This is a genomic window from Anaerolineales bacterium (genome assembly GCA_030583885.1).
In the GTDB taxonomy this organism is placed as follows: Bacteria; Chloroflexota; Anaerolineae; order Anaerolineales; family Villigracilaceae; genus Villigracilis.
The window spans coordinates 1,152,503-1,173,849 of record CP129480.1; the positions used below are offsets into that span (position 1 = coordinate 1,152,503).

Genomic DNA, 21,347 nt, shown 5'->3' on the forward strand with positions numbered 1-21,347 from the left:
GTATCATAATGAATAAAATTTACTCGGAATCCAAGCCAAAGGGTGTATTGGCTGAGAATCCGCCGTTTTCAAGCAAGAGGCAGCCCGTATGAAGAAAGGCTCGAACCGACCGCCGTCTGAAGCAGGAGACCGGCAGTATCGAAATATTTTCGATGCTGCCAATGACGGGTTGATCATCGCCGATCTGGAATGGGGTCTTGTGGTGGAGGCAAACCCTGTGGCATGTGCGATGCACGGCTATGCGCGCGAAGAGTTCACCGGGCTGCCAATGTCAGCCTTTATCCACCCCGACAGCCAGCAGGTATTCAATGAATATGCCCGCGCATTCCAGGCGGGCGGCGGGTTCGATACACGCACCTTGCATGTACGGCGGGAAGGCTCGACCTTCCATGCCGAATGGCGCGTGACGACATTCGAGTATCAGGGGCGGTCATGCCTGCTGGGCATTGTTCGTGACGTCAGCAAACGGATTGAAGCGGAACAGAGCCTCAGTCAGCGTGTCGCGACCCGCACGCATGAGCAAGCCGCGCTGTTGGGGATCTCACATACGCTGGCATCCACGCTCGAACTCCAGCCGGGCTTGATCCTCGATCAACTGCGCGAGATCATCGAATATGACCATGCCGGCTTGTTCTCCCTGGAAGAATCGAGCCTGATCACACTGGCGATGCGCGGAACGCCTCGACTGGAAGAGTCCGTGCCGATTCGTATCCGCTTGAATGGACCCGAAACGCTGGCGGCATTATTTAATGAACACCGTCCCATCCGCATCGCGAATGTGTGGAGCGCTGACCCGCAGGCGCAATTCCTGCGTTTGCTATTGGATGACGGGGCGGCGGTCCTGCTCGAAGGGATGCGCTCGTGGATGTGGGTGCCGCTGGCGGTGAAAAGCCGCATTATCGGCGGCGTGGGCGTGGCGCACGAAAAACAGGATCATTTCACGCCTCATCACGCAGATTTAGCGCTGAGTGTCGCCAACCAGGCTGCCATCACGATGGTCAACGCGGAACTGTATGGGCACGCGCAGGAACTGGCAGTATTGGAAGAGCGTCAGCGTTTGGCGCGCAACCTGCATGATGCCGTCAACCAATCCCTTTTTTCGGCGGGACTGATCGCCGAAGTCCTGCCGCGCCTATGGGACCGCGATCAGGAGCAGGCGCGCAGTTCGCTCGAAGACTTGCGCAAGTTGACGCGCGGCGCCATGGCCGAAATGCGCGCCCTGCTGGCGGAACTCCGTCCATCCACCCTGACCGATGCCGAACTGGGCGACCTGCTGCGCCTGTTGGGCAATGCCTTCACCGGGCGCACAAACATCCCGTCCACAGTGAACGTGAAAGGCGAGGGCGTGTTACCTGCCGATGTGCAGGTGGCAATCTACCGTATAAGTCAGGAGGCGTTGAATAATGTCGCAAAACATGCCGAAGCCCGGGGCGTGGAAATAAGCCTGGAACATGAAGAGACCGGCATCGAATTGACCATCCGCGATGACGGCAAAGGGTTCGACCCTGAACAGATCGAATCCGGTCACTATGGCTTGAGCATGATGCGCGAACGCGCCGAAGGAGTGGGCGCGCAATTGTCGATCACGAGCCAGCCCGGGCAGGGGACGGACCTGACCATCCGCTGGAAGGAAGTTGTGAAAAGAAGGAGGCATGATGACTAACCCGATTCGCGTCTTGCTGGTTGACGATCACACCATGGTTCGCAAAGGATTGGGGACCTTTCTGCAGGTGTTTGATGACCTGTTGCTGGCGGGCGAGGCCGAAAGCGGCGCGAATGCGATCAGGCTGTGCGGCGAGATCCAGCCGGACGTGGTGCTGATGGATATGGTCATGCCGGACATGGATGGCGCAGCCGCAACACGCATCATCCGCCAGCAATTTCCACAAGTACAGGTCATTGTATTGACCAGTTTTAAAGAAGGGGATCTGATCAAGAATGCGCTGGAGGCCGGGGCGATCGGGTATCTGCTCAAGGATGTTTCCGCCGATGAACTTGCCAAAGCCATCCGCTCTGCGCACGCCGGACGCGCCACACTCTCCCCCGAAGCTGCCCAGTCACTGGTGGAGAGTGCCAACCTGCCGCCGGCGCCCGGTCTCGACCTGACCGAGCGCGAACGCGAAGTGCTCGCGCTGATGATCGAGGGGCTGAACAATGTGCAGATCGCCGGCAGGTTGACCGTCAGTCCCTCCACCGTAAAATCGCATGTTAGTAATATCCTTTCGAAATTAGGCGTTGCCAGCCGCACCGAGGCGGTGACCCTCGCGCTGCGGAATAAGATCGTTCCCTGATCCTTTATCCCCCAAGTGGACTAGTGAGAAATTCCCCAGCCGATGGATGCGGCTGGGGAAGGTACGTTGTACGATGAGTTCTATGACTGGCTTATGCCGGGTGTCTTCCGTAAAGATATACTTTAACGACCAATATAAAGGAGTATCACGTGAACAAATGTAGTAAAACAACGATCAAACTGGTGGCGCTTGCCCAGATCCTTGCGCTGATCCTCGCCGCCTGCTCTGCAGCGGGCGTTTCCGCAACCGTCTGCCATGCCACTGGGGACGCAGCAAAACCGTATGAGGAGATCGTCATGGAGAGCGTTGAGCTGGCCAACGAGCACCGACTCCATGCCAACGACATCTTCCCGGTGCCTGTGGGGGGCTGCCCTGCAAGCCTGGTCGAAGTCGTTAATGGCACTATCACCATTTGTCATGCTACAAACAGCGAAACCAATCCCTATGAAGAGATCACAGTGAGTATCAACGGCTTGAACGGTCACGGCACGCATGAAGGCGATATTATTCCAATGCCGGCGGAAGGTTGCCCAGCCGCCCCAATTGTGACCGACACTGATGAGATTGCAGTCTGCCATGCCACTGGTGACGCGGCAGATCCATACGAAGTGGTAATGGTTCCCAGCGCTGAATTGGATGAGTACCTGCTCGCGAATCCCACCGATATCAATCCCATGCCTGTATCTGGCTGCCCGGCCTACCTGATCGAGGTTGAGGATGGCAAGGTCACATTCTGCCATGCCAATGATGCATCCGGATCTTATGAAGAGATCACAGTGAGTGTGAATGGATTGGACGGTCACGGCGACCATGAAGACGATGTCTTCCCGATTTCAGAGGAAGAAGGCTGCCCCGCAAGTGTGGTCACTGCCAGCGAAGGGAAGGTCACGATCTGCCATGCTACTGGCAGTGCAAAGAATCCTTATGTTCAGATCACAGTGAGCGTGAACGGTCTCAATGGACACGACAGGCACAATGGCGACATCATCCCGGCGCCAGCGGGCGGTTGTCCAACAACAAGGCCTTAGCTCTGTTCGCAGAATTTGAGCTTGAGCAAAGACAAACTCACTCCAACAAATCGATTTCGGGGTGAGTTTGTCTTTATGTCCTAAAATGCCTCCCCCAAGTGGCCTAGTTACATACCCCCTAATCGGTGGATTTGGACGGGAGGTATTTGTAATAATATTATTAATATTGATTCATTAGTGTTCGAGAACCTCATCGATATTAAAAGGGAATTGCCATATGGAATCCTACGAAAAACATGTGCCCGTTCTGGACTTTCTATCCAGAAAGATCAGTATGAGTTCACAATGGTTTTCTGAAGCGCCGGAGAATCTGGAATCCTTAATACAGGAGGCTTTTGATAACCTTGAACACTCCAAGACAGAGTTGTCCGATTACGTGGCTACCCTCCAATCGCAAAACAAGGAACTGAAGGCATACGCCCACACAGTCGCCCACGACCTCAAGATGCCATTGAATGTCATTCTCTGGGCTTCACATTTGATCACTGAAAAACCGGACCTGACCGATGCGGAACTGAAGGATTATACGCGGGAGATTTCTGTCACCGCAAACAAAATGGACACGATCATCAATAATTTATTACTTTTCGCCAAAGTGAGCAGCGCCGAGGCGCCGGTCGAGTGTGTGGATATGAGATGGGTTATAGCAAATGTGTTGGATCGTTTGAACCATCTCATCGAGGAGCACCACGCGCAGATTGACATCCCCGAATCCTGGCCCGTTGCCATCGGATATGGACCCTGGATCGAAGAAGTATGGGCTAATTACTTCAGCAATGCCATCAAGTATGGCGGCACCCCGCCGCATATAGAATTGGGCGCTTCACTCCAATCGGGTCGAATGGTCCGTTACTGGATGCGTGACAATGGTCCAGGTCTTTCAGTTGGCGACCAGTCGCGATTATTTACCCCGTTCAGTCAGATCGCCCCTGCACCGAATTCAGGGAATGGATTGGGACTCTCGATTGTGCGCCGTATCATTGAGAAATTGGGCGGTCAGACAGGTTGCGAGAGCCAACCCGGCAGAGGCAGCTTATTTTTCTTTACGCTGCAGGCTGATTTATCCTCCTGCTAACAGAACACGCGAGTAATGTTTGTCCAACCATGCCAAACCCTGATCTCCGCCTGAAAAGCACGTCATCCCTGCAATCTTGTTGTCTCCCCCAAATGGACTAGACATAAACTCCCCAGCCGATGGATGCGGTTGGGGAGTTTGCATAATAAAATTAAGTGTCGGAGTCGCGCGTTCGATACCAGAAAGGCATCCACTTCATTATGAAGGCAAAAAGGGAGAAAAAACCTTTCTCCGAACCATCCTTAGAGGCTTCAGAGCTACGCTACCGCCGCCTGTTCGAAGCCGCGCAGGACGGCATTTTAATCCTGGATGCCGGGACAGGCATGATCGAGGACGTCAACCCGTATCTGATAAAAATGCTGGGCTATTCGCGCGAGGAGTTTGTGAAAAAAAAGTTGTGGGAGGTGGGCGCATTCAAGGATATAAAAGCCAGCGAGGAAGCCTTCGAAGAATTACAGGAAAAAGAATACATCCGCTACGAAGACCTGCCGCTCAAAGCGAAGGACGGGCGGCTGGTTCAGGTTGAATTCATCAGCAACGTCTACTGGGTGGGCGACGAAAAGGTGATCCAGTGCAACATCCGTGACAACGCGGAACACAAGCGGATCATCGCCGCGTTGCAGGCGAACGAGAAGAAATATTACGACCTGCTCAATCAAAGCCCGGACGGTTATTTCATCATTGAACTGTCGGGCCGCATATTAACCGTCAATGAAGCCATGTGCAAGGAACTGGAGTTTAGCGAGGAAGAATTCCTTTCCATGAACATTTGGGAGATTATCCCGGACCATTTTTTGGATCAGTACAGGGAAAGGCTGACGAAAATCCTTGCAGGGGAGAGTCTGAAGGAGGCAGTGGAATATGAAGTCGGGGGAAAGGATGGAAAGGTTGTTTATGTGGAAGTTCTATCCGCTCCGCGCTACAGCGGCAAGGATATTATCGGGTTTCAAGGGATCGCGCGTGACATCTCCCCGCGCAAACGGGCGGAAGCTGCCCTGCGGCAATCGGAGACAAAATTCCGCAGCCTGATCGCACACCTGCCCACCGTCGTTTATATGAACCCCGTGGACGACGCCAGTACCACGCTGTATGTCAGTCCGCAGATCGAAAACCTATTGGGATACACCCCCGAGGAATGGCTGGCTGATCCCAAATTGTGGTCGAAAACCATCCATCCTGAAGACCATCCTGATGTATTGAAACAAGCCGCCTATACCGATCAACGCAGGGAACCATTTAATATGGACTATCGGATGACCGCCCGCGATGGCAGCCTGGTTTGGGTGCATGATCAGCTCTCCCTTGTGAATGATCTGGAAGGCAAGCCGCAATACTGGCAGGGCATCATGCTCGATATAACCGAGCGCAAACAGACGGAGAACAAGATCCGCCGCCAGATCGATTATCTGACCGCGCTGCAGGATAGCGACCGTACGATTGCATCCGCGTTTGACATGCACTTAAGTTTGAATGCCCTGATCGCAAAAGCCCGCTCCCTGCTTGCCGTGGATGCTGCGGCGGTTTTATTGATCGATTACAGCAGGAACGCCTTCGAATTTGCCGCCGGGAGTGGTTTTCAGACGAATACAGCACGCGGCTCCATGGTAAGAGCGGATGAGACGCATGCCGGCAGAGTGGCATTGGAACATCAAATTGTAAAAATCCCAGACCCGAAGAGTGAAGCAGAGGTTGCATTCATGACAGGCTACCTCAAAGGGGAGGACTTTACCGGCTACTACGGTGTGCCTTTGGTCATCAAGGGCAGGGTGATCGGCGTGTTCGAGGTGTTCCAACGTTCACTGATCAAACGCGACCAGGAATGGCTCGATTTCCTCAATGCCCTGGCAGGACAGGCTGCCATTGCGATCAGTAATGCCCAGCTTTTTGAAAGCCTGCAGCAGTCCAACAGTGAACTGGCCCAGGCCTATAACGCCACCATCGAAGGCTGGTCGCGCGCGCTGGATTTGCGCGACAAGGAAACCGAAGGGCACAGCCTGCGGGTAACCGAGATGACGGTGGAGCTCGCGCGCACCTTCGGCTTGAGCGATGCGGAACTGGTGCAGGTCCGCTGGGGATCGCTGCTGCATGATATCGGCAAGATGGGTGTTCCAGATGGGATCCTGCTCAAGCCTAGCGCTCTGACAGAGGAGGAATGGGCGGCGATGAAGAAGCATCCCACCTTTGCCTTTGAGATGCTTGCCCCCATCCACTACCTGCGGCTGGCGCTGGATATTCCGTATTGCCACCATGAAAAATGGGACGGCAGCGGGTATCCACGCGGATTAACAGGCGAGCAGATCCCCCTGACCGCGCGCATCTTTGCCGTGGTGGACGTCTGGGACGCGCTGATCTCCGACCGTCCCTACCGCCTCGCCTGGACGGAGGAGAAAGCGCTTGAATATATCCGCACCTCCGCCGGAGCACACTTTGACCCGCAGGTGGTGGTGGCGTTCATGCAGCTTAACGAAAGGAGATCCATGACAGCATGAGTGTGAAACAGGAGAAAGAGACCCTGCTCGAACTGTCTCTGAAGGATTCGGAAATCCGGTACCGCCGCCTGTTCGAAGCGGCGCAGGATGGCATCTTGCTTCTGAATGCCGGGACGGGCGCGATCACAGATGTCAACCCGTTCTTGGTGGAGATGCTGGGTTACTCGCGCGAAGAATTTATACAAAAGAAGCTCTGGGAGGTGGGCGCATTCCAGGATATGGATGCCAGCAAGGGGGCCTTCCAAGCCTTGCAGAAGAATGAATACATCCGCTATAAGGACCTGCCGCTCAAGGCGAAGGACGGGCGGCTGATCCAGGTGGAGTTCGTCAGCAACGTGTATTGGGAAGGTGACAGGAGGGTCATCCAATGTAATATCCGCGACATCACGGAACGCAAACAGGCTCAGGATGCCCTGATCGAAAGCCAATCAACCCTGCGCGAGCAGTCGGTGCGCGACCACCTGACCGGTTTGTTCAACCGCCGTTACATGGAGGAGACCCTGGAACGCGAACTGCTGCGCGCCTCACGCAAGGGGCTGTCCCTGGGCGTGATCATGCTGGATGTGGATGGCCTCAAACGATGCAACGATACCTGGGGACATGCCGCCGGCGACGCGGTTTTACGTGAGTTGGGCAGCTTGCTGCTGGGGAAATTCCGCGGGGAGGATGTCCCCTGCCGTTATGGCGGCGATGAATTCGTCATGATCCTGCCCGACGCCTCGCAGAAAGTGACATATGAGCGCGCCCAATTTATCTGCGAGCATGCCAAACAATTCCGCCATACCTTCGAGGGAATAACTATTAATGCAGTCACGCTCTCGATTGGCGTTGCGGTCTTCCCTGAACACGGTTCCAGCAATACCGCCATCCTGCGGGCGGCTGACAATGCCCTTTACCATGCCAAGCACCAAGCACGAGGGGCGCGCGCAAGTGGTCTTGGCAGGCTAGAAAAATAACGGATAAACCATGGAGAAAAAATGAGGAGTAACCAATGAAGAGCTTGACTTTAGATCAACTCAAGAATCTGGCAGGACAAACGGCCAGCCCAAGCATATCGATTTTTTTGCCGACACATCGCGCCGGTCAGGATACTAAACAGGATCCCATTCGTTTCAAAAATCTTCTTCGCGAAGCTGAAAAACAGTTTCTGGACAGCGGGATGGGACCTCGCGAAGTGAACATGTTACTCCAACCGGCTCAGGCATTATTGGGTGAGTCCCGTTTCTGGAGTCATCAGTATGAGGGACTGGCTGTATTTATGACCGCGGAAGATTTCCATTCCTATCGTCTTCCATTCAGGGTCGAAGAACTGCTCATCATCGCCCGATCTTATTACGTTACACCTGTTTTACCGCTGTTCACGAACAATGGCCATTATTACATCCTGGCAATCAGCCAGAATGAGGTTCGTCTGTTTGAAGGAACACGTCATAGTGTGGGTCAAATTGACCTGCCGCATGGGCTGCCTGGGAATCTGGATGAAGCCCTCAGGCTCGACGGGCGGGAAAAACAATTGCAGATGCACACAGGGTCGTCGCCAGGCGGAACAGGGGATGGCATGTTCCATGGACAGGATCCCGGCGAGGAGGAACAGAAGGTCCGCATTGCGCAGTATCTTAATCTGGTGGATGCCGGGCTCAAGGAAATCTTTCTTGACCAGGGACCGCCGCTCGTCCTGGCTGGTGTTGATTATCTGCTGCCGATCTATCGCAAGATCAGCGAATATGCGAATATCCTGCAGGAAGGGATCACAGGAGGTCCTGAGCATTTGCGGCCCGAAGAATTACAGGAACAAGCCTGGGCCATTGTGGAGCCCTATTTCCGTCAGGGGACGGAAAAGGCCCTGGAGCAATATCAGCAGTTTGCCGATACAGATCAGTCAACAGATACTGTTGAGGAGATTGTCGCTGCCGCGTTTTATGGGCGCGTGGATAAACTTATCCTGTCCGTCGAGGATCAGGTTTGGGGCAGTTTCGATCCCGACACTGGGAAAGTGATTCTTGATTCAGAGGGGCAGGGCAAACAGGACAACCTCGCGCTGTTGGACTTCGCAGCCATGCAGACCCTTCAAAATGGCGGGTCTGTCTATGCCCTTTCGCGGGATGAAATGCCAACAGACTCACCCGTCGCGGCTGTTTTCCGCCATTAAAGTTGGCAGCCGGGCATGTCTTTGCGAGGGCGCTCCTGCTCTTCGCCCGAAGCAATCCCCGCGCTGAGACGGAGATTGCTTCGCCGCAAAAAAGCAAGAGTGGCAGCTCGCAACGACATCGTTTGTGTTTCCGTGCCTTTGTGGTTAGCCCACGAAATTAGCCACTCCTAAAAGATATGTTCCCAGGATAAGCATCCGCTATTCCAAAAAACAAGGAAATGGAAGAGAAAATGGACAAGGATAATTTCCCCATCGAGTTTAATAATGAAATTGATGATGTGAAAAAAAGCGAGAACGAATATTACAGCCTGGCCGTGGACCGGCTTAGTACATTGGCGGAGGGGTACAACGATATTTCAGGTGCGGCTGTTAACTTGAAGCAACCTGCCCAGGGACGTCAGACAGCGCATGTATACGAAGTGACGATTGTCGTCTATATGGGATCGGATCATATCGCAGCCACCGAAATGGGAGAGCAGTTTAAATCCACACTGGATGGCGCCCTGGATGCGGTTGAACGGCAGGTTCGTGAACGGCGTAAACAACAGCGAAACTACTAAAATATTAATTTGTTGGTCGAAAGGAGAAAGGATGAAACCGGAAATCACCGATCTTGCCTACATGACAGCCCTCACATACGAATTGGTAACCCAATACGATTTACTGACACTGGGTGCGCCAACATTTCCTTCGTTGCAAAAGGAGGCAATTTACAGGTTCGATCCGAATACCAGGGGAGTGCTGCTGTTCATGCAGTATAAATTGAGCGAGCATATTGTTGGCACCGCCTCATCATTGAAAGTTGACTGGGGAATTCCCTATTACCGTTTCCTGATCCATCCAAAAAACAGGAGCAAACGGCACGAATTATTGCTACACCTGGAGGAAGCGAACAACCTGGTGTATTACATCGCCCCGGAATTTCATACCTGCAGTGGATTGTACGAATCCCTGATGCAAAAGGCTCTCTTGAACAATTCCACATTTTGGTCGCCAGGGGCAATTGGCCTCCTGCCGGCAAACGCAGCAAGGAATACCCTTTCATATAGACGTGAAATAAATTATGGCATATTGGAACCGGGTAAAAGAAGAGTCGATGGCGTACTAAAAGGCAAAATGCTCTGGAATGTGATCAAGGACAAATTTGAGACAAACCAGTCTGAAACATATGACAATGAAAAGCTGTTCCTGTTGGGTGACCAAATGCTGGAAAATTATCTCAAAGTTCTGCATACACCAAAGGAGCAAAGATTGATAAAAGACATCAGACAGGGTCGAAATCATATCGACCCGCGGGACTATTTGAGTCTAATATCCATATTGCTGTATGATTGCTTCGTCTATATTGCCGTGAGATGACGGGCCCATTTCGGGTTCAATAGATAACTTTATTATGCCGGGAAACTGCGCAGCCTAAAAGAAAATGTCCCCAATCTCCCCCAAGTGGCGGAGACGAACATTCCCCAGCCGATGGATGTGGCAGGTAAATTTGCATCCTATAATGATATAGAACATGAATCAGGAGCAAAAATGGCAAAAAAATCAGATGCCGCCAAGGCAAACAAGTCACATAAAGCTCATTCTTCAAAGCAAGGTCGCACTCAAAAACCGAGCCGGGGAGAGCGTCCTGACAAGGCGGGTGGCCGCACTCAAAAACCGGGTCGCGGAGAACGCCCTGACAAGGCGGGTGGTCGGCAGAAAAAGGCTCGTGAAATAAAACCCTCAAGCGGTAATGATAATGCCTTTGACGGTATTGAGAAATTAGCCGGCGGCAAGAAATCAAAGGACGGCTGCCTGCCGAAGGTGTTTATGCTGCTCCTGCCGTTCATGGCAGTTGGAGTATACTTTTTCCTCAAGTCATAACAAGACTGAAATCCATTGCAAGCCAATAAAAAAAGGAGTCCCACCATGTCAGTTGCAAAAGTAAGTGAGATCATCGTATCTTCCCCAAAGAGTTTTGACGATGCAATAAAGATCGGTGTGGCGCGCGCTCAAAAAACACTCCGCAATCTTAAGTCCGCCTGGGTTGAGGGTCAGCAGATCAAGTTGGACGACAAGGGAAATATCACGGAATACCGCGTCCAGTTGAAGGTCACGTTTATTATTGACGACTGATTGAGAAATATCCCTGCCTGGATCCATTCGAAGAGAATTTCATTAATGCGGGGAAATCTTGTAAGTTTGATATTCATCAGTACGATTGCTGCAGGCGGGCAGTTTTTCCAATTAGCATTTGCATGCTTGAAGAAGGAGATTTCCCATGGATACTACATATATTATTATCACGGTTGTTCTGATATTAGTGATTGTGAGCGCTGTTTTATGGCCGAGGATTGCCCGCCGTAAACGCTCGGAGCGGCTCCACGATCAGTTCGGATCTGAATATGATCACGCTGTGGAAACCCTGGGGGACGAGGAGCAAGCCCAAACAGAGCTGGAGCAGCGTCAGAAGCACGTTGAAGCATTTAATATTCGCCCGCTCTCCATGATCGAACACGACCGCTATACGGCTGATTGGGCTGCGGTCCAGTCCAAATTTGTCGACGAACCGGGCCAAGCCATCGTAGATGCTGACCGCCTCATCATGGAAGTCATGCAGATACGTGCCTATCCCATATCTGATTTTGAGCAGCGGGCGGCCGATGTCTCGGTCTCTTATCCGGCTTTGGTGAGTAATTACCGCGCCGCGCGGGTGATCGCACTCAAAAACCAGGAACACCTAGCTGATACGGAAGAACTAAGACAGGCGATGATCTATTACCGATCGTTGTTCGACGAACTTCTCGTAACAGATGCAGTTGTTGTAGAAGGAGAAATGAAATGAATGAACAAAATTTGAGAGAACGCATAAATACGCCAGACAGTGTTGAGGATCCGGCTACAGACAGCCCGGCAGAAGATTCATTGGACAAGGAAAAGATCGTCTCAAACATCTTGGAGGCGGATGAGATCATCCACGAAGCCGCTATCGTCACGAATGTCGGATCGGCAGATGCCTTGCTTGATCACGCTGAATCAGAACATTTGCGAACGCGCTGGAACGAGATTCAAGGCAGGTTTGTAGACGAACCACGTTCGGCTGTTCAGCAGGCAGATACGCTGGTATCTGAGGTAATCGATAAGATCACCGAGATGTTTGCCAATGAACATGGTGCGCTGGAGGAGCAGTGGAAAGAGGGTAACGATGTCTCTACTGAAGATCTCCGCCAGGCTCTGCAACATTACCGCTCCTTCTTCAATCGTCTGGTAGTTTGAATGCAGAAGCGGTAAACGAAAGCAATTCATCCTGTTCAGGAGAAGAAAATGATCAACTTCCTTATATGGATCATGGTAGGGGCTGCGCTCGGCTGGGTCGCCAGCCTGATCATGAAGACCAACAGCCGCCAGGGACTGATCGCCGATATTATCGTCGGCATCGTGGGCGCGTTCGTGGCGGGACTCTTTCTAAGCCCATTCTTCAACGTTGGCACGATCAACGAAGGTGACTTCAGCCTGCCTGCCTTGCTGGTGTCGCTGGGCGGGGCGGTCATCCTGCTGGCGATCTCCAAGCTGTTTCGCAATGTGGCCGGGTTCCTGGTGGTCGTGATCCTGGTGCTGCTGGTCTACATCTATTTCAGCTGCTGGCAGATGGAATCGAACTCCCTGTTTTGCGCCTCCATCAGGCTCCTGCCATTTCTGCCATAGCCCTCCCCCAAGTGGCGTAGATACAAACTCCCCAACCGCAGGATGCGGTTGGGGAGTTTATATCATACGATGAATGTATGACCCGCGTATATATTGCCGATGCAAAAGCCAAGGAACGATCCGCCCTGCGTCTGGTACTCCAGGATCTGAATATGGATGTCGTTGGCGAAGCTGCTGACTGGACAACCACGCTGGCGCAAGCCCCGATCCATCGTACGGATATGTTGTTGATCGATTGGGATTTGCTCCCCGACTCGCCTACGACGGCTTTGAATGAACTCCGCAGGGCTTGCCCGGCCGCGCTGGTCATTATTCTCATCAGTCATTTGGATGCCCGTCAGCAAGCCGCGCTCTCTGCCGGCGCCGATGCGTTTATCAGCAAAGAAGAGACGCCGGAGCGTGTGGCGGGACGTCTGCGTTCCATCGCAGCAGGCGTTCGTTCCATCTGATGAGAGTTTTGAAAACCGGCGCATAACCGCTGTCCCGAGCGCCGGCGTCAACTGGGCAGCGTTTCAAACTGATCTGGAGGATCAAATTATGAACAAAGATATTGTAGAAGGCAAGTGGAAACAAATGCGAGGCGAGGCGAAAGCATGGTGGGGCAAACTCACCGATGACGACCTTGACCGCGCGGCCGGCAAGTTTGAAATCCTGGCCGGCATACTTCAGGAGAAGTACGGCTATACCCGTGAAGCCGCCGCCGATGAGATCGACAAGCGTGTGACGGAATACGAGGCTGGTCTGAAAGGTAAAACCGAACCCACCTCCGCCAAATAGTTGGTGCAGTGCCGCAATTCCTCCCTGCCTGGGGGAGGAATGCGGATAACAGACATGGGAGACCATGTATATAAAAAGGAGAAAAATATGAACCTGATCATCTATCTTATTGCGGGTGCGATCGTTGGCTATGTTGCCAGCAGGATCATGCGAACGGATTCACAACAAGGCTTGCTGCTCGACATCGTTGTAGGTGTCATTGGCGCCTTCCTGGCTGGTTACTTCATCAGCCCTCTGTTGGGCGTTGGAACGATCAATGACGCCATCACCCTGCCGACCATGCTGGTGACCCTGCTTGGTTCCGTCGTTCTGTTATGGATTTTCAAGCAGGTCCGCCGCTAAAGGCAGTGCTGATCTAGTGATCCGCATTGAAATTGGGTGAGCAGGGATGTGCCGCATCCCTGCTCACAAAAATTACTGTTAAGTGGAAAACATATTTGTGTCAGTGAGCATGAGCCTCTTTATTTTTTGAACCAGGCCCATGCTCGGAAGGAAGCGTCAAAATGTCAAATGAAAATAGAGTATCGGAAACCAGGACGACCCAAAGCGAGCCGGAACGGGAACAGCGCATCTTAAGCTTTAAGCTGAATCAATTGGTCTGGCTGCTGTTTGGGATCCTCGAGGCTATGATCGCGCTCCGCATCGGACTTAAGTTGATCGGCGCCAACCCGGAAAGCCCGATCGTCGCCCTGATCTATGGATTAACCTTCCTGTTCCTGTTCCCCTTTGAAGGTCTGGTCGCCTCCCCCACGGCCGGCAATATGGTGCTTGAGCTTTCCTCCCTGTTTGCCATGCTGATCTACGCGCTGATCGCCTGGGCTGTTGAGAGGGTGGTCTGGTTGATCCTTTACCGTCCGCGCGGACCCGTGGTGGCAGTGACCGAAACCAGCACCAGCGAGAGCCATACTCCCCGCTAAACCCAGGAAACTTGAATGCATAACTCCCTTCGTCAGCAAGAGTCCGTTACACAGCAGCGGGGTGGCTTTTTCATCTTCCTGCGTTGGCTGGTGAGTTTGCTTCAGTTGACGGAGGAAGAGCAAGAGGATGCAGGTATTTATATTGGCCATCCGGAAAACTAGGAGCGGCTGACCTGCGGATTTAGAGCATGCAGCATGGCCTGCGGTCATGATGTATCAATTAAGGAGAATACGATGAACAACGAATATCAGGAATACAAGCACCCCACAAGTAATTTCATGAGCGTTTTTGTTGGGATGCTGGTCGGCGGATTGGCTGGCGCTGTGACGATGCTGCTGCTGGCCCCGCAATCTGGAAAAGAGACCCGCGAGCAGATCCAGAAAAAAGGCATCCAACTGCGCGACCGCACCGCCGACATGGTCGAAGATACCATGGCGCAGGTACGTTTGAACGCAAACAAGATCACGGTCGGCGGACGCGAGAAGATCAGGGAATTAAAACAACAGGGCCAGGAGCTGGTGGCCGAGCAATTGGACCATGTTTCCGAAGCCGCACAAGCCGGCAAGAAGGCGATTCAAGGTTCCTAACGTTTCACGTCACGAATAATTTGATCCAACCTCAAAGGAGAAACAATATGAATACGAGTAACATGAAATGGATCCTGCTTGGCATCTTCCTGGTCATCATGGGCTTGAGCCTTCTCGGCCTGGGTATGGGCGGCGTATTAAGCATCATTGCAGGAATTTGCGCGCTGATTGCCGGTGTTTTGTTCATCATCAATCGCTGAGTGCACATCAATCCGGAGTATGGCCTTCTGGCCGAGGCTCTACCCCGGATTGAAGCATATCTCCGATTATTTAATAATGGCGGGTTTCCTTGCTTAAGCTTGCGATCCTGGTGTTGACCATGCAATGGCTGCACAGCTTCTTTGGCCGTTCCGATTCCTCCGCACTCCATCACACAAACGGTTTCATCAATAGTTTGGCCGTCATTATAGTGGTCTTGATCATGATTGGATTTTTATTGTAGCCGCAACCCCGCGGTCCTGTTTCTGACCCTTATCGTTATTTTAAGTCGGTGGCGCTTTGCTTGAAGAATTTTGGGCCCATGCCGCCCGCCGCTTTGAACAGAAGGAAAATACTATGGGTAGCGTACAGATATCAAACCACAGCCCTCATCAGACCACGCGCTGTGATGAGCGAGGCACAGCAACGGATCGTGGAAATAACCTGAGCACGCTCGAAAAAAAGGATGCAGCGCTGAGGGAAAATATTGCCAATGCTCTCTGGAAGGATGATGTCCTGCGGGCGTTGGATTATTACGAAATTGATCTTCGTGTAAAAAATGAGATCGTTACCTTGAGCGGTCATATCCTGGGTCAAAGCAGTTGGAGCCGAATCGAAAACGCCATTCGTGCCACTGCGGGTGACGTGGAAATAAAAAACGACCTCATTCTGGATGACCAGCTTACGCTTGATGTGGCTGCTGAATTGGGAAGTTTGGAGCAGGCATATCACTGTAAGTTTTTTACGGGTGCATCCTATGGGGTGGTTTCGATAAACGGGACGGTCAGGGACGAGAATATCAGATTGTTGGCAGAGAAATGTGCGGCTGGCAACCCAAATGTCCGCGGCGTCGTCAATAATATTGAAGTCTCCGGGGCCAGGTTGAAATTGAAAGGTCAGCCATTCCTGCAGCCCATCATTGGGGGAACCATTTATTTTCTTGACTGGGTCTCCGCCGTTGTAAAGCAGGTCATTATTAATCCGAATAACCGGCGCGTGATTGCGATGGTCATTCAGGGAAACTTCATCGATCAGCACTCCGGGCTCAATTCACAGAAGGATGGCAAAGCCCGGCCCGCAGAGCGGCTAGTCATTGTGCGCATGGAAGCGGTTCGTCATCTTACCAGGATATCGGGGTTTCTGTATATCCGCAGCAACGACAGGGATCACTATATGGATTTTGACCCCGCTTACTTTATTGCTCCCAACGAAGACTGGGTTCCCCCTTATCCTTATTGTCCGGATGACGTGGTATTTACGGTTAAGTCTCCGCCGGCAGGTGAAAAAATGGAAAATTCGGCGGGCCGCAGCACGTCGTCCAACCCTGTGACGAAGGAGCGGGTGTACAGTGAAGAACTTCTGGCGAATGATAGCCTGGGTGGATGAGGAACCCGGCCGGCGTACATACACTCCAGCCAGCCTGCCTGTTGTGGATAGCATAAAGCTTGAAATACAGGACGTTCTCCGCCGGGAGGATAATGATAGTCAATTTCAATTTTAAGCAAAACCATATAGTTTGCTGATCATGATACTGTAAATCCAATTGAGTAAAAGGAGATAAAGCTTATGCTACCAATCGGTGATGATAATTCCTCGCGCAAAACGGTGCCACTGGTGACGTATGCGTTGATCGTTCTGAATGTCCTGTTTTTTCTTGTAGAGTTGGGCGGCGGTGATGCCTTCATTATGAAGTGGGCTTTTGTTCCCAGTCGCTTCCTCGCCGATCCCATCGGGGATTTTCCCACACTGTTCACTTCCATGTTCATGCATGCCGGTCTGCTTCACCTGGGAAGCAACATGCTTTACTTATGGATCTTCGGTGACAATGTGGAGGACCGTTTTGGGCATGGCAAGTTCACAATCTTCTACCTGCTTTGCGGGCTTGGGGCAACGTTTGCACAGCTGGTTTTTAGTATGGAATCAAATATTCCAAACTTGGGAGCCTCTGGAGCGATTGCCGGTGTACTTGGCGCGTATCTTGTAATGTTCCCGCAAGGAAGGGTCAGCGTAATGCAGGGTCAACGAGTGGTTCCCTTGCCGGCACTGATCGTGATTGGATTCTGGTTCGTTTTGCAGCTTTTCAGCGGCATCGGGTCCATTGCCAGCACAGCGGACACGGGCGGTGTGGCTTACATGGCGCACATTGGCGGCTTTGTGGCGGGATTTATCCTGACCTTCTTATTTAGGGGAAATACGGCACCGCGTCTGACGGGTTAAATCGCCGCGAAGGTGGATCGAGGTGCCTGGACTGGCCTTGCGCATTCTTGCGGTGCTGGCAGGTTCCTCTGCCGGCCTCCCGTTTAATGTTTCTGCAGCCTCCCCCAATTGACGGAGATCGATACTCCCCGTCCGATGGGTGCAGCCATGGAGCGCTTCCATGTATGATAAGTTGAATAGGTACGAATAAAAAGGAGATCGATCATGAATACTAAAAAAGTTTTTTCTCTACATGCCGGCCTGGCAATTTTATTGTTGCTGACAGCTTGCAGCGCTGTAAAACCAACACCTGCACAGCCTGCCCCGCCGCCGACCGTTGTGGAAACACCGGCTACAGGCGTGCAGTATCAATTTGTAACCAACAAACTTCTGCTGCCGGCAACCCGCGAACAAACACAGGCTTTTGCGCTGGACGTGGATGAGGATTCGCAACAGAAACCTGATAACAAATTCGGGGAACTGCTTACATTGCTGACTTCCGCAGCCCCAATCCTTGAATTACAGTCGACCCTCGATCAGGCCGTGGACTCTGGTCACTTGGTCACGCTTCACATGGTGAAGACGGATGATATCCTGAATGACCCAAGCGTATCGTGGTCGGTATTCCTGGGACAGGCCGCCCAGTCTCCCCCCGGCTTTGATGGCTCTGACCAGTTTGTCCTCGATTCAGACACGCCTCCCAACTCGCCGATCATTGGTTCGCTTGCGAACGGCCGCTTTGTAGGCGGACCGGGCTCGGCATATGTCCGCATGCTTTTGCTGGGCCAGCAGGTTGAGGTGGGTTTGATCGGAGTACGTCTTGAAGCAACCTTCAGCGCAGATGGGTGTGTTGATGGCAAACTGGGCGGCGGCGTGACCGCCGAAGAATTCCAAAGCAGACTGCTTCCGGCAATTGCTGATGGGCTCAACCAAATGATCACGGCAAACAACCCTGCGGCAAGCCCGCTCCTGCAGGCCTTCGACTTGGACAAGGATGGGATCATTACTGCCCAGGAACTTGAGAAGAATCCCTTGTTGATGCTTGCGGTCTCCCCTGACATGGACCTGTTGGACTCGTCCGGCAAGTTCAATCCAGGCCAGGACGGCGTGAAAGACTCGTATTCGATAGGCCTGGGCTTTACCTGTGTTCCAGCCGCCTTTGTTGTGCTGGAGGATTAGGTTCAGTCCCATGTACCATCTCCCCCAACTGGCGGAGAACAACATTCCCCAGCCGATGGATGCGGCTGGGGATGATGTATGTATGATAAGTTGCAGAACAAGCCAGTGTCGTTTTGAACCTTTTGGGCGTCATCTGGATCTGCGTTTCACTGCAGCTTGGAAGGAGAAGCATTATGAAGAAGTGTAATAAATCAATGGTACGACCTATCTCAAGCATCTTCGAAAAGTAGGGTAGGATGGCGCTTTCCCCCCCTTCGCAGCCGTATGATTGGACCTTCCGTCGGGTCGTGTGGGCGACTCTGGTACTGGTTTCTGTCCTGCTCGGCTTCTGGCTTCTCTATCGTTTTAATCAGGTGGTCTTCATTCTGTTTATCGCGATCGTGATGGGCACAGTGATACGGCCAGTCGTAACCTGGCTTTATCAGCATGGGCTCCCTAAAATAGCGGGAGTCATTCTTGTCTATATCCTGCTGTTCACCCTGCTGATCAGCTTCGTGCTGTTGTTATTTCCATTGATTGTCGAGCAAGGCACAACGATCGTCGCTGCCATGCCGGGCTATTATCAAAACCTGCGTGAGTGGATGGTCAATTATCCCAACCTATTAATTGTGCGCCTAAGTGAATTCCTCCCGGCTGAATTGCCGAGCCTGATGCCGCGCGCATCGCAGCAAACGGGAGAGGAGGTAATGACTTCAGCAGGGCAGGCGCTGGGGTATGTAACATCGGCGGTCTGGGTTGTCTTCCTAGTCATAGTGATTCTGGTGCTGGCTTTTTACTGGACGCTTGAAGGACCACGAACCATTCAGTCATTCCTATTGCTTGTCCCACAAGACCAGCGCGAGAGCATCAGTGAACTGATTTTAGCCATGGAAACCAAGGTTGGTTTCTTCATCGCCGGACAAGGATTCCTTTGCTTGATCATCGGCATCCTGGCATTTCTTGCCTATGTGATCATTGGCTTGCCCAATGCCCTGGTATTGGCGCTTGTCGCGGGAGTGTTGGAAGCTGTACCGATGGTGGGTCCGCTGCTGGGTGCCATTCCCGCAGCGCTGGTTGCGCTGTCCATTGCGCCGGAAAAGATGGTATGGGTCATTGTTGCAACAGCTCTTATTCAGCAATTGGAAAACAGCCTGCTGGTGCCGCGCGTCATGCGCAAGGCGGTCGGGGTCAACCCATTTGTCACGTTACTGGCGCTTTTTGCCTTTAGCACTTTGTTCGGCATTGCCGGCGCGCTGATGGCGATTCCCATGGCAGCCATTATTCAGCTTCTGCTTAATCGCTTCGTCTTTCATCCAGCGACGATGGAACCGGATGTCTCATCCGGACGTGATTATGCGAGCCGGCTGCGCTATGAAGCACAGGATTTGGCTCAAGACCTGCGTAAGCAGGCGCGGCTCGGGAAAGGGGGCTCAGATCTGAGGATCAAGCAGATCGATCAAGTGATGGATGAGATCGAGACGATCACAACTGACTTGGATGCACTACTAGCTCAGGTCGGTACTCAGGACGAAGCATGACAAAGAAACTGGTGGTGTTTGCTACAGCAGTGATGACGACCTTGCTGGCGCTGGTGCTGTTGTGGCAATTCCGTATCGTGGTTATTTACCTTATTGTCTCATTTGCACTTGCGGCAACAGTCCGCCCATTAATTATCGACTGGTCAAGGCGCAGCATCGTGATGCGTCTGCTACTGATCTTGCTCTATCTGATAAGCCTGGGCGGTTTCGGATATTTGATCTCGCTTGTTGGCAGGCTGGTAATCGGCGATATTCAACAATTAGCCCAAATGCTGTCGGCGCAGGATGCCTGGAGGATGCCGCCGTGGCTGGAGGGCAGCTTGTTCGATCAGGCACTGGTTGCGCGGTTGCCGCCGCCAAGTAAACTCTTCGAAGCAGTTACCGGCGACCACGGGCAGTTTGTTCTGCCGGCCATACTCGGCTTCACGCAGGGCATTGGCGGGGTTGTGAGCGGTGTGATCGTCATTCTGTTTCTAAGCATCTATTGGAGCATCAATCAAATTCATTTTGAACGACTCTGGCTTTCGCTGCTTCCATCTGAACTTCGCAAACAAGCTCGAGACATTTGGAAGACGATCGAACCTGTCCTCGGCGCCTACATTCGCGGCGAGGTGGCCCAGAGCCTGCTGGTGGGATTACTGTTAGTGGTTGGTTATTGGCTGCTCGGATCCCAATACCCGACACTGCTGGCGCTGATCGGCATGCTGGCATGGCTGATCCCCGTCGTGGGGGCTTTCTTGGCGGTGATTCTGCCGCTTTTAATTGGATTGCTGACAAGTGTTCAGCTTGGCCTGTTAACGGTTTTCTATACGCTTATTGTTGTGATCATCCTGAAAGTATGGGTCAAGCCGCGCCTTTACAATCGCGATTGGGAAAATCCTGTTTTGACTTTGGTCATACTTTTGGCACTGGCAGATGCTTTTGGCATAGTCGGCATTATTATTGCACCGCCTTTATCCGTGGTATGCCAAATCCTGTGGAGACGTCTGGTCAGTGACCGCCTCGCTTCAGGTGCTGCCTCCCAGGTTTCAGATCTGAAAGAACGGCAAGCCCGCCTGTCGGCTGTCATCAAGGAGATGGATGAACTGCCTCCACCATTGGTGATCAGCAGTATGGAGCGCCTTACTGATCTGATGGGGAAGGCTGAGCCAATTCTACAGGCGGCTCTCCCGGCTGAACCATCCGATCCATTCTACCCGCCCCGGTCCTTCAAGAGCGAAGATGGATCGTCTCTATCCAAATCCTGACCTACCAGAGAA

Annotated in this window: 26 protein-coding genes; all 26 read left to right on the forward strand. The window is 52.5% G+C overall.

Annotation, left to right across the window (positions count from 1 at the left end; translation table 11 throughout):
* Positions 1–88: 88 nt before the first annotated feature.
* The 26 genes from QY332_05750 to QY332_05875 all read left to right on the forward strand — a co-directional run bounded on the left by QY332_05750 (position 89) and on the right by QY332_05875 (position 21,335).
* The gene (locus QY332_05750; protein WKZ37433.1) at positions 89–1,663 is read left to right on the forward strand and encodes a PAS domain S-box protein; all 1,575 of its coding nucleotides are present in this window, start codon (positions 89–91) and stop codon (positions 1,661–1,663) included.
* Complete coding sequence (locus tag QY332_05755) at positions 1,653–2,291, forward strand: response regulator transcription factor (protein ID WKZ37434.1); 639 nt, start codon at positions 1,653–1,655, stop codon at positions 2,289–2,291. The genes QY332_05750 and QY332_05755 overlap by 11 nt, the downstream gene beginning before the upstream one ends.
* Before the next feature lie 149 nt (positions 2,292–2,440).
* A complete protein-coding gene (locus tag QY332_05760) occupies positions 2,441–3,319 on the forward strand; it encodes a hypothetical protein (protein WKZ37435.1) in 879 nt (292 codons plus the stop codon).
* A 217-nt stretch (positions 3,320–3,536) separates the two neighbouring features.
* A complete protein-coding gene (locus QY332_05765) occupies positions 3,537–4,394 on the forward strand; it encodes an ATP-binding protein (protein ID WKZ37436.1) in 858 nt (285 codons plus the stop codon).
* Between the two features lie 200 nt (positions 4,395–4,594).
* The gene (locus QY332_05770; protein ID WKZ37437.1) at positions 4,595–6,883 is read left to right on the forward strand and encodes a PAS domain S-box protein; all 2,289 of its coding nucleotides are present in this window, start codon (positions 4,595–4,597) and stop codon (positions 6,881–6,883) included.
* On the forward strand, positions 6,880–7,839 hold the full coding sequence (locus tag QY332_05775; protein ID WKZ37438.1) for a sensor domain-containing diguanylate cyclase: 960 nt from the start codon (positions 6,880–6,882) through the stop codon (positions 7,837–7,839). The genes QY332_05770 and QY332_05775 overlap by 4 nt, the downstream gene beginning before the upstream one ends.
* Before the next feature lie 35 nt (positions 7,840–7,874).
* Positions 7,875–9,032: a hypothetical protein gene (locus tag QY332_05780; GenBank protein ID WKZ37439.1), complete on the forward strand. Its 1,158-nt coding sequence runs from the start codon at positions 7,875–7,877 to the stop codon at positions 9,030–9,032.
* Between the two features lie 230 nt (positions 9,033–9,262).
* Positions 9,263–9,592, forward strand: coding sequence for an HPF/RaiA family ribosome-associated protein (locus QY332_05785; GenBank protein WKZ37440.1), 330 nt, complete (start codon positions 9,263–9,265; stop codon positions 9,590–9,592).
* A complete protein-coding gene (locus tag QY332_05790; GenBank protein WKZ37441.1) occupies positions 9,561–10,391 on the forward strand; it encodes a hypothetical protein in 831 nt (276 codons plus the stop codon). The genes QY332_05785 and QY332_05790 overlap by 32 nt, the downstream gene beginning before the upstream one ends.
* A 171-nt stretch (positions 10,392–10,562) precedes the next feature.
* A complete protein-coding gene (locus tag QY332_05795) occupies positions 10,563–10,895 on the forward strand; it encodes a hypothetical protein (protein ID WKZ37442.1) in 333 nt (110 codons plus the stop codon).
* Positions 10,896–10,940: 45 nt separating this feature from the next.
* The gene (locus QY332_05800) at positions 10,941–11,147 is read left to right on the forward strand and encodes a dodecin family protein (GenBank protein WKZ37443.1); all 207 of its coding nucleotides are present in this window, start codon (positions 10,941–10,943) and stop codon (positions 11,145–11,147) included.
* Between the two features lie 145 nt (positions 11,148–11,292).
* Complete coding sequence (locus tag QY332_05805) at positions 11,293–11,856, forward strand: hypothetical protein (protein WKZ37444.1); 564 nt, start codon at positions 11,293–11,295, stop codon at positions 11,854–11,856.
* Entirely contained in the window at positions 11,853–12,287 is a 435-nt protein-coding gene (locus QY332_05810) for a hypothetical protein (protein ID WKZ37445.1), read from the forward strand. The genes QY332_05805 and QY332_05810 overlap by 4 nt, the downstream gene beginning before the upstream one ends.
* Before the next feature lie 48 nt (positions 12,288–12,335).
* Entirely contained in the window at positions 12,336–12,716 is a 381-nt protein-coding gene (locus QY332_05815; GenBank protein WKZ37446.1) for a GlsB/YeaQ/YmgE family stress response membrane protein, read from the forward strand.
* Positions 12,717–12,793: 77 nt separating this feature from the next.
* A complete protein-coding gene (locus QY332_05820; GenBank protein ID WKZ37447.1) occupies positions 12,794–13,165 on the forward strand; it encodes a response regulator in 372 nt (123 codons plus the stop codon).
* A gap of 88 nt (positions 13,166–13,253) precedes the next feature.
* Positions 13,254–13,493, forward strand: coding sequence for a CsbD family protein (locus tag QY332_05825; protein WKZ37448.1), 240 nt, complete (start codon positions 13,254–13,256; stop codon positions 13,491–13,493).
* An 87-nt stretch (positions 13,494–13,580) separates the two neighbouring features.
* Positions 13,581–13,835, forward strand: a complete 255-nt coding sequence (locus tag QY332_05830) for a GlsB/YeaQ/YmgE family stress response membrane protein (protein WKZ37449.1) — start codon at positions 13,581–13,583, stop codon at positions 13,833–13,835.
* Positions 13,836–13,996: 161 nt separating this feature from the next.
* Positions 13,997–14,410: a YggT family protein gene (locus tag QY332_05835; protein ID WKZ37450.1), complete on the forward strand. Its 414-nt coding sequence runs from the start codon at positions 13,997–13,999 to the stop codon at positions 14,408–14,410.
* Between the two features lie 15 nt (positions 14,411–14,425).
* Positions 14,426–14,572 carry a hypothetical protein gene (locus QY332_05840; protein ID WKZ37451.1) on the forward strand — a complete coding sequence of 49 codons (147 nt, stop codon included), beginning with the start codon at positions 14,426–14,428 and terminating at the stop codon, positions 14,570–14,572.
* 72 nt (positions 14,573–14,644) lie between these two features.
* A complete protein-coding gene (locus QY332_05845) occupies positions 14,645–14,998 on the forward strand; it encodes a YtxH domain-containing protein (protein ID WKZ37452.1) in 354 nt (117 codons plus the stop codon).
* A 47-nt stretch (positions 14,999–15,045) separates the two neighbouring features.
* Complete coding sequence (locus tag QY332_05850; protein ID WKZ37453.1) at positions 15,046–15,198, forward strand: hypothetical protein; 153 nt, start codon at positions 15,046–15,048, stop codon at positions 15,196–15,198.
* A gap of 355 nt (positions 15,199–15,553) precedes the next feature.
* Positions 15,554–16,582 (forward strand): BON domain-containing protein, encoded by a 1,029-nt coding sequence (locus tag QY332_05855; protein WKZ37454.1) that lies wholly within the window; start codon positions 15,554–15,556, stop codon positions 16,580–16,582.
* 180 nt (positions 16,583–16,762) lie between these two features.
* Positions 16,763–17,413 carry a rhomboid family intramembrane serine protease gene (locus tag QY332_05860; GenBank protein ID WKZ37455.1) on the forward strand — a complete coding sequence of 217 codons (651 nt, stop codon included), beginning with the start codon at positions 16,763–16,765 and terminating at the stop codon, positions 17,411–17,413.
* Positions 17,414–17,617: 204 nt separating this feature from the next.
* The gene (locus tag QY332_05865; GenBank protein WKZ37456.1) at positions 17,618–18,571 is read left to right on the forward strand and encodes a hypothetical protein; all 954 of its coding nucleotides are present in this window, start codon (positions 17,618–17,620) and stop codon (positions 18,569–18,571) included.
* 236 nt (positions 18,572–18,807) lie between these two features.
* On the forward strand, positions 18,808–20,088 hold the full coding sequence (locus QY332_05870) for an AI-2E family transporter (GenBank protein ID WKZ37457.1): 1,281 nt from the start codon (positions 18,808–18,810) through the stop codon (positions 20,086–20,088).
* On the forward strand, positions 20,085–21,335 hold the full coding sequence (locus tag QY332_05875) for an AI-2E family transporter (protein ID WKZ37458.1): 1,251 nt from the start codon (positions 20,085–20,087) through the stop codon (positions 21,333–21,335). Before QY332_05870 ends, QY332_05875 begins: the two co-directional genes overlap by 4 nt.
* Positions 21,336–21,347 lie beyond the last annotated feature (12 nt).

What these genes read in the sequence shown, in the direction of transcription:
- QY332_05755 (WKZ37434.1), top strand. Translation starts at nt 1,653, where the DNA reads ATGATGACTAACCCGATTCGCGTCTTGCTGGTTGACGATCACACCATG.
- QY332_05855 (WKZ37454.1), top strand. Translation starts at nt 15,554, where the DNA reads ATGGGTAGCGTACAGATATCAAACCACAGCCCTCATCAGACCACGCGC.
- QY332_05875 (WKZ37458.1), top strand. Translation starts at nt 20,085, where the DNA reads ATGACAAAGAAACTGGTGGTGTTTGCTACAGCAGTGATGACGACCTTG.
- QY332_05820 (WKZ37447.1), top strand. Translation starts at nt 12,794, where the DNA reads ATGACCCGCGTATATATTGCCGATGCAAAAGCCAAGGAACGATCCGCC.
- QY332_05835 (WKZ37450.1), top strand. Translation starts at nt 13,997, where the DNA reads ATGTCAAATGAAAATAGAGTATCGGAAACCAGGACGACCCAAAGCGAG.
- QY332_05850 (WKZ37453.1), top strand. Translation starts at nt 15,046, where the DNA reads ATGAATACGAGTAACATGAAATGGATCCTGCTTGGCATCTTCCTGGTC.
- QY332_05805 (WKZ37444.1), top strand. Translation starts at nt 11,293, where the DNA reads ATGGATACTACATATATTATTATCACGGTTGTTCTGATATTAGTGATT.
- QY332_05840 (WKZ37451.1), top strand. Translation starts at nt 14,426, where the DNA reads ATGCATAACTCCCTTCGTCAGCAAGAGTCCGTTACACAGCAGCGGGGT.
- QY332_05865 (WKZ37456.1), top strand. Translation starts at nt 17,618, where the DNA reads ATGAATACTAAAAAAGTTTTTTCTCTACATGCCGGCCTGGCAATTTTA.
- QY332_05800 (WKZ37443.1), top strand. Translation starts at nt 10,941, where the DNA reads ATGTCAGTTGCAAAAGTAAGTGAGATCATCGTATCTTCCCCAAAGAGT.
- QY332_05870 (WKZ37457.1), top strand. Translation starts at nt 18,808, where the DNA reads ATGGCGCTTTCCCCCCCTTCGCAGCCGTATGATTGGACCTTCCGTCGG.
- QY332_05830 (WKZ37449.1), top strand. Translation starts at nt 13,581, where the DNA reads ATGAACCTGATCATCTATCTTATTGCGGGTGCGATCGTTGGCTATGTT.
- QY332_05810 (WKZ37445.1), top strand. Translation starts at nt 11,853, where the DNA reads ATGAATGAACAAAATTTGAGAGAACGCATAAATACGCCAGACAGTGTT.
- QY332_05770 (WKZ37437.1), top strand. Translation starts at nt 4,595, where the DNA reads ATGAAGGCAAAAAGGGAGAAAAAACCTTTCTCCGAACCATCCTTAGAG.
- QY332_05780 (WKZ37439.1), top strand. Translation starts at nt 7,875, where the DNA reads ATGAAGAGCTTGACTTTAGATCAACTCAAGAATCTGGCAGGACAAACG.
- QY332_05860 (WKZ37455.1), top strand. Translation starts at nt 16,763, where the DNA reads ATGCTACCAATCGGTGATGATAATTCCTCGCGCAAAACGGTGCCACTG.
- QY332_05825 (WKZ37448.1), top strand. Translation starts at nt 13,254, where the DNA reads ATGAACAAAGATATTGTAGAAGGCAAGTGGAAACAAATGCGAGGCGAG.
- QY332_05775 (WKZ37438.1), top strand. Translation starts at nt 6,880, where the DNA reads ATGAGTGTGAAACAGGAGAAAGAGACCCTGCTCGAACTGTCTCTGAAG.
- QY332_05815 (WKZ37446.1), top strand. Translation starts at nt 12,336, where the DNA reads ATGATCAACTTCCTTATATGGATCATGGTAGGGGCTGCGCTCGGCTGG.
- QY332_05845 (WKZ37452.1), top strand. Translation starts at nt 14,645, where the DNA reads ATGAACAACGAATATCAGGAATACAAGCACCCCACAAGTAATTTCATG.
- QY332_05750 (WKZ37433.1), top strand. Translation starts at nt 89, where the DNA reads ATGAAGAAAGGCTCGAACCGACCGCCGTCTGAAGCAGGAGACCGGCAG.
- QY332_05795 (WKZ37442.1), top strand. Translation starts at nt 10,563, where the DNA reads ATGGCAAAAAAATCAGATGCCGCCAAGGCAAACAAGTCACATAAAGCT.
- QY332_05785 (WKZ37440.1), top strand. Translation starts at nt 9,263, where the DNA reads ATGGACAAGGATAATTTCCCCATCGAGTTTAATAATGAAATTGATGAT.
- QY332_05765 (WKZ37436.1), top strand. Translation starts at nt 3,537, where the DNA reads ATGGAATCCTACGAAAAACATGTGCCCGTTCTGGACTTTCTATCCAGA.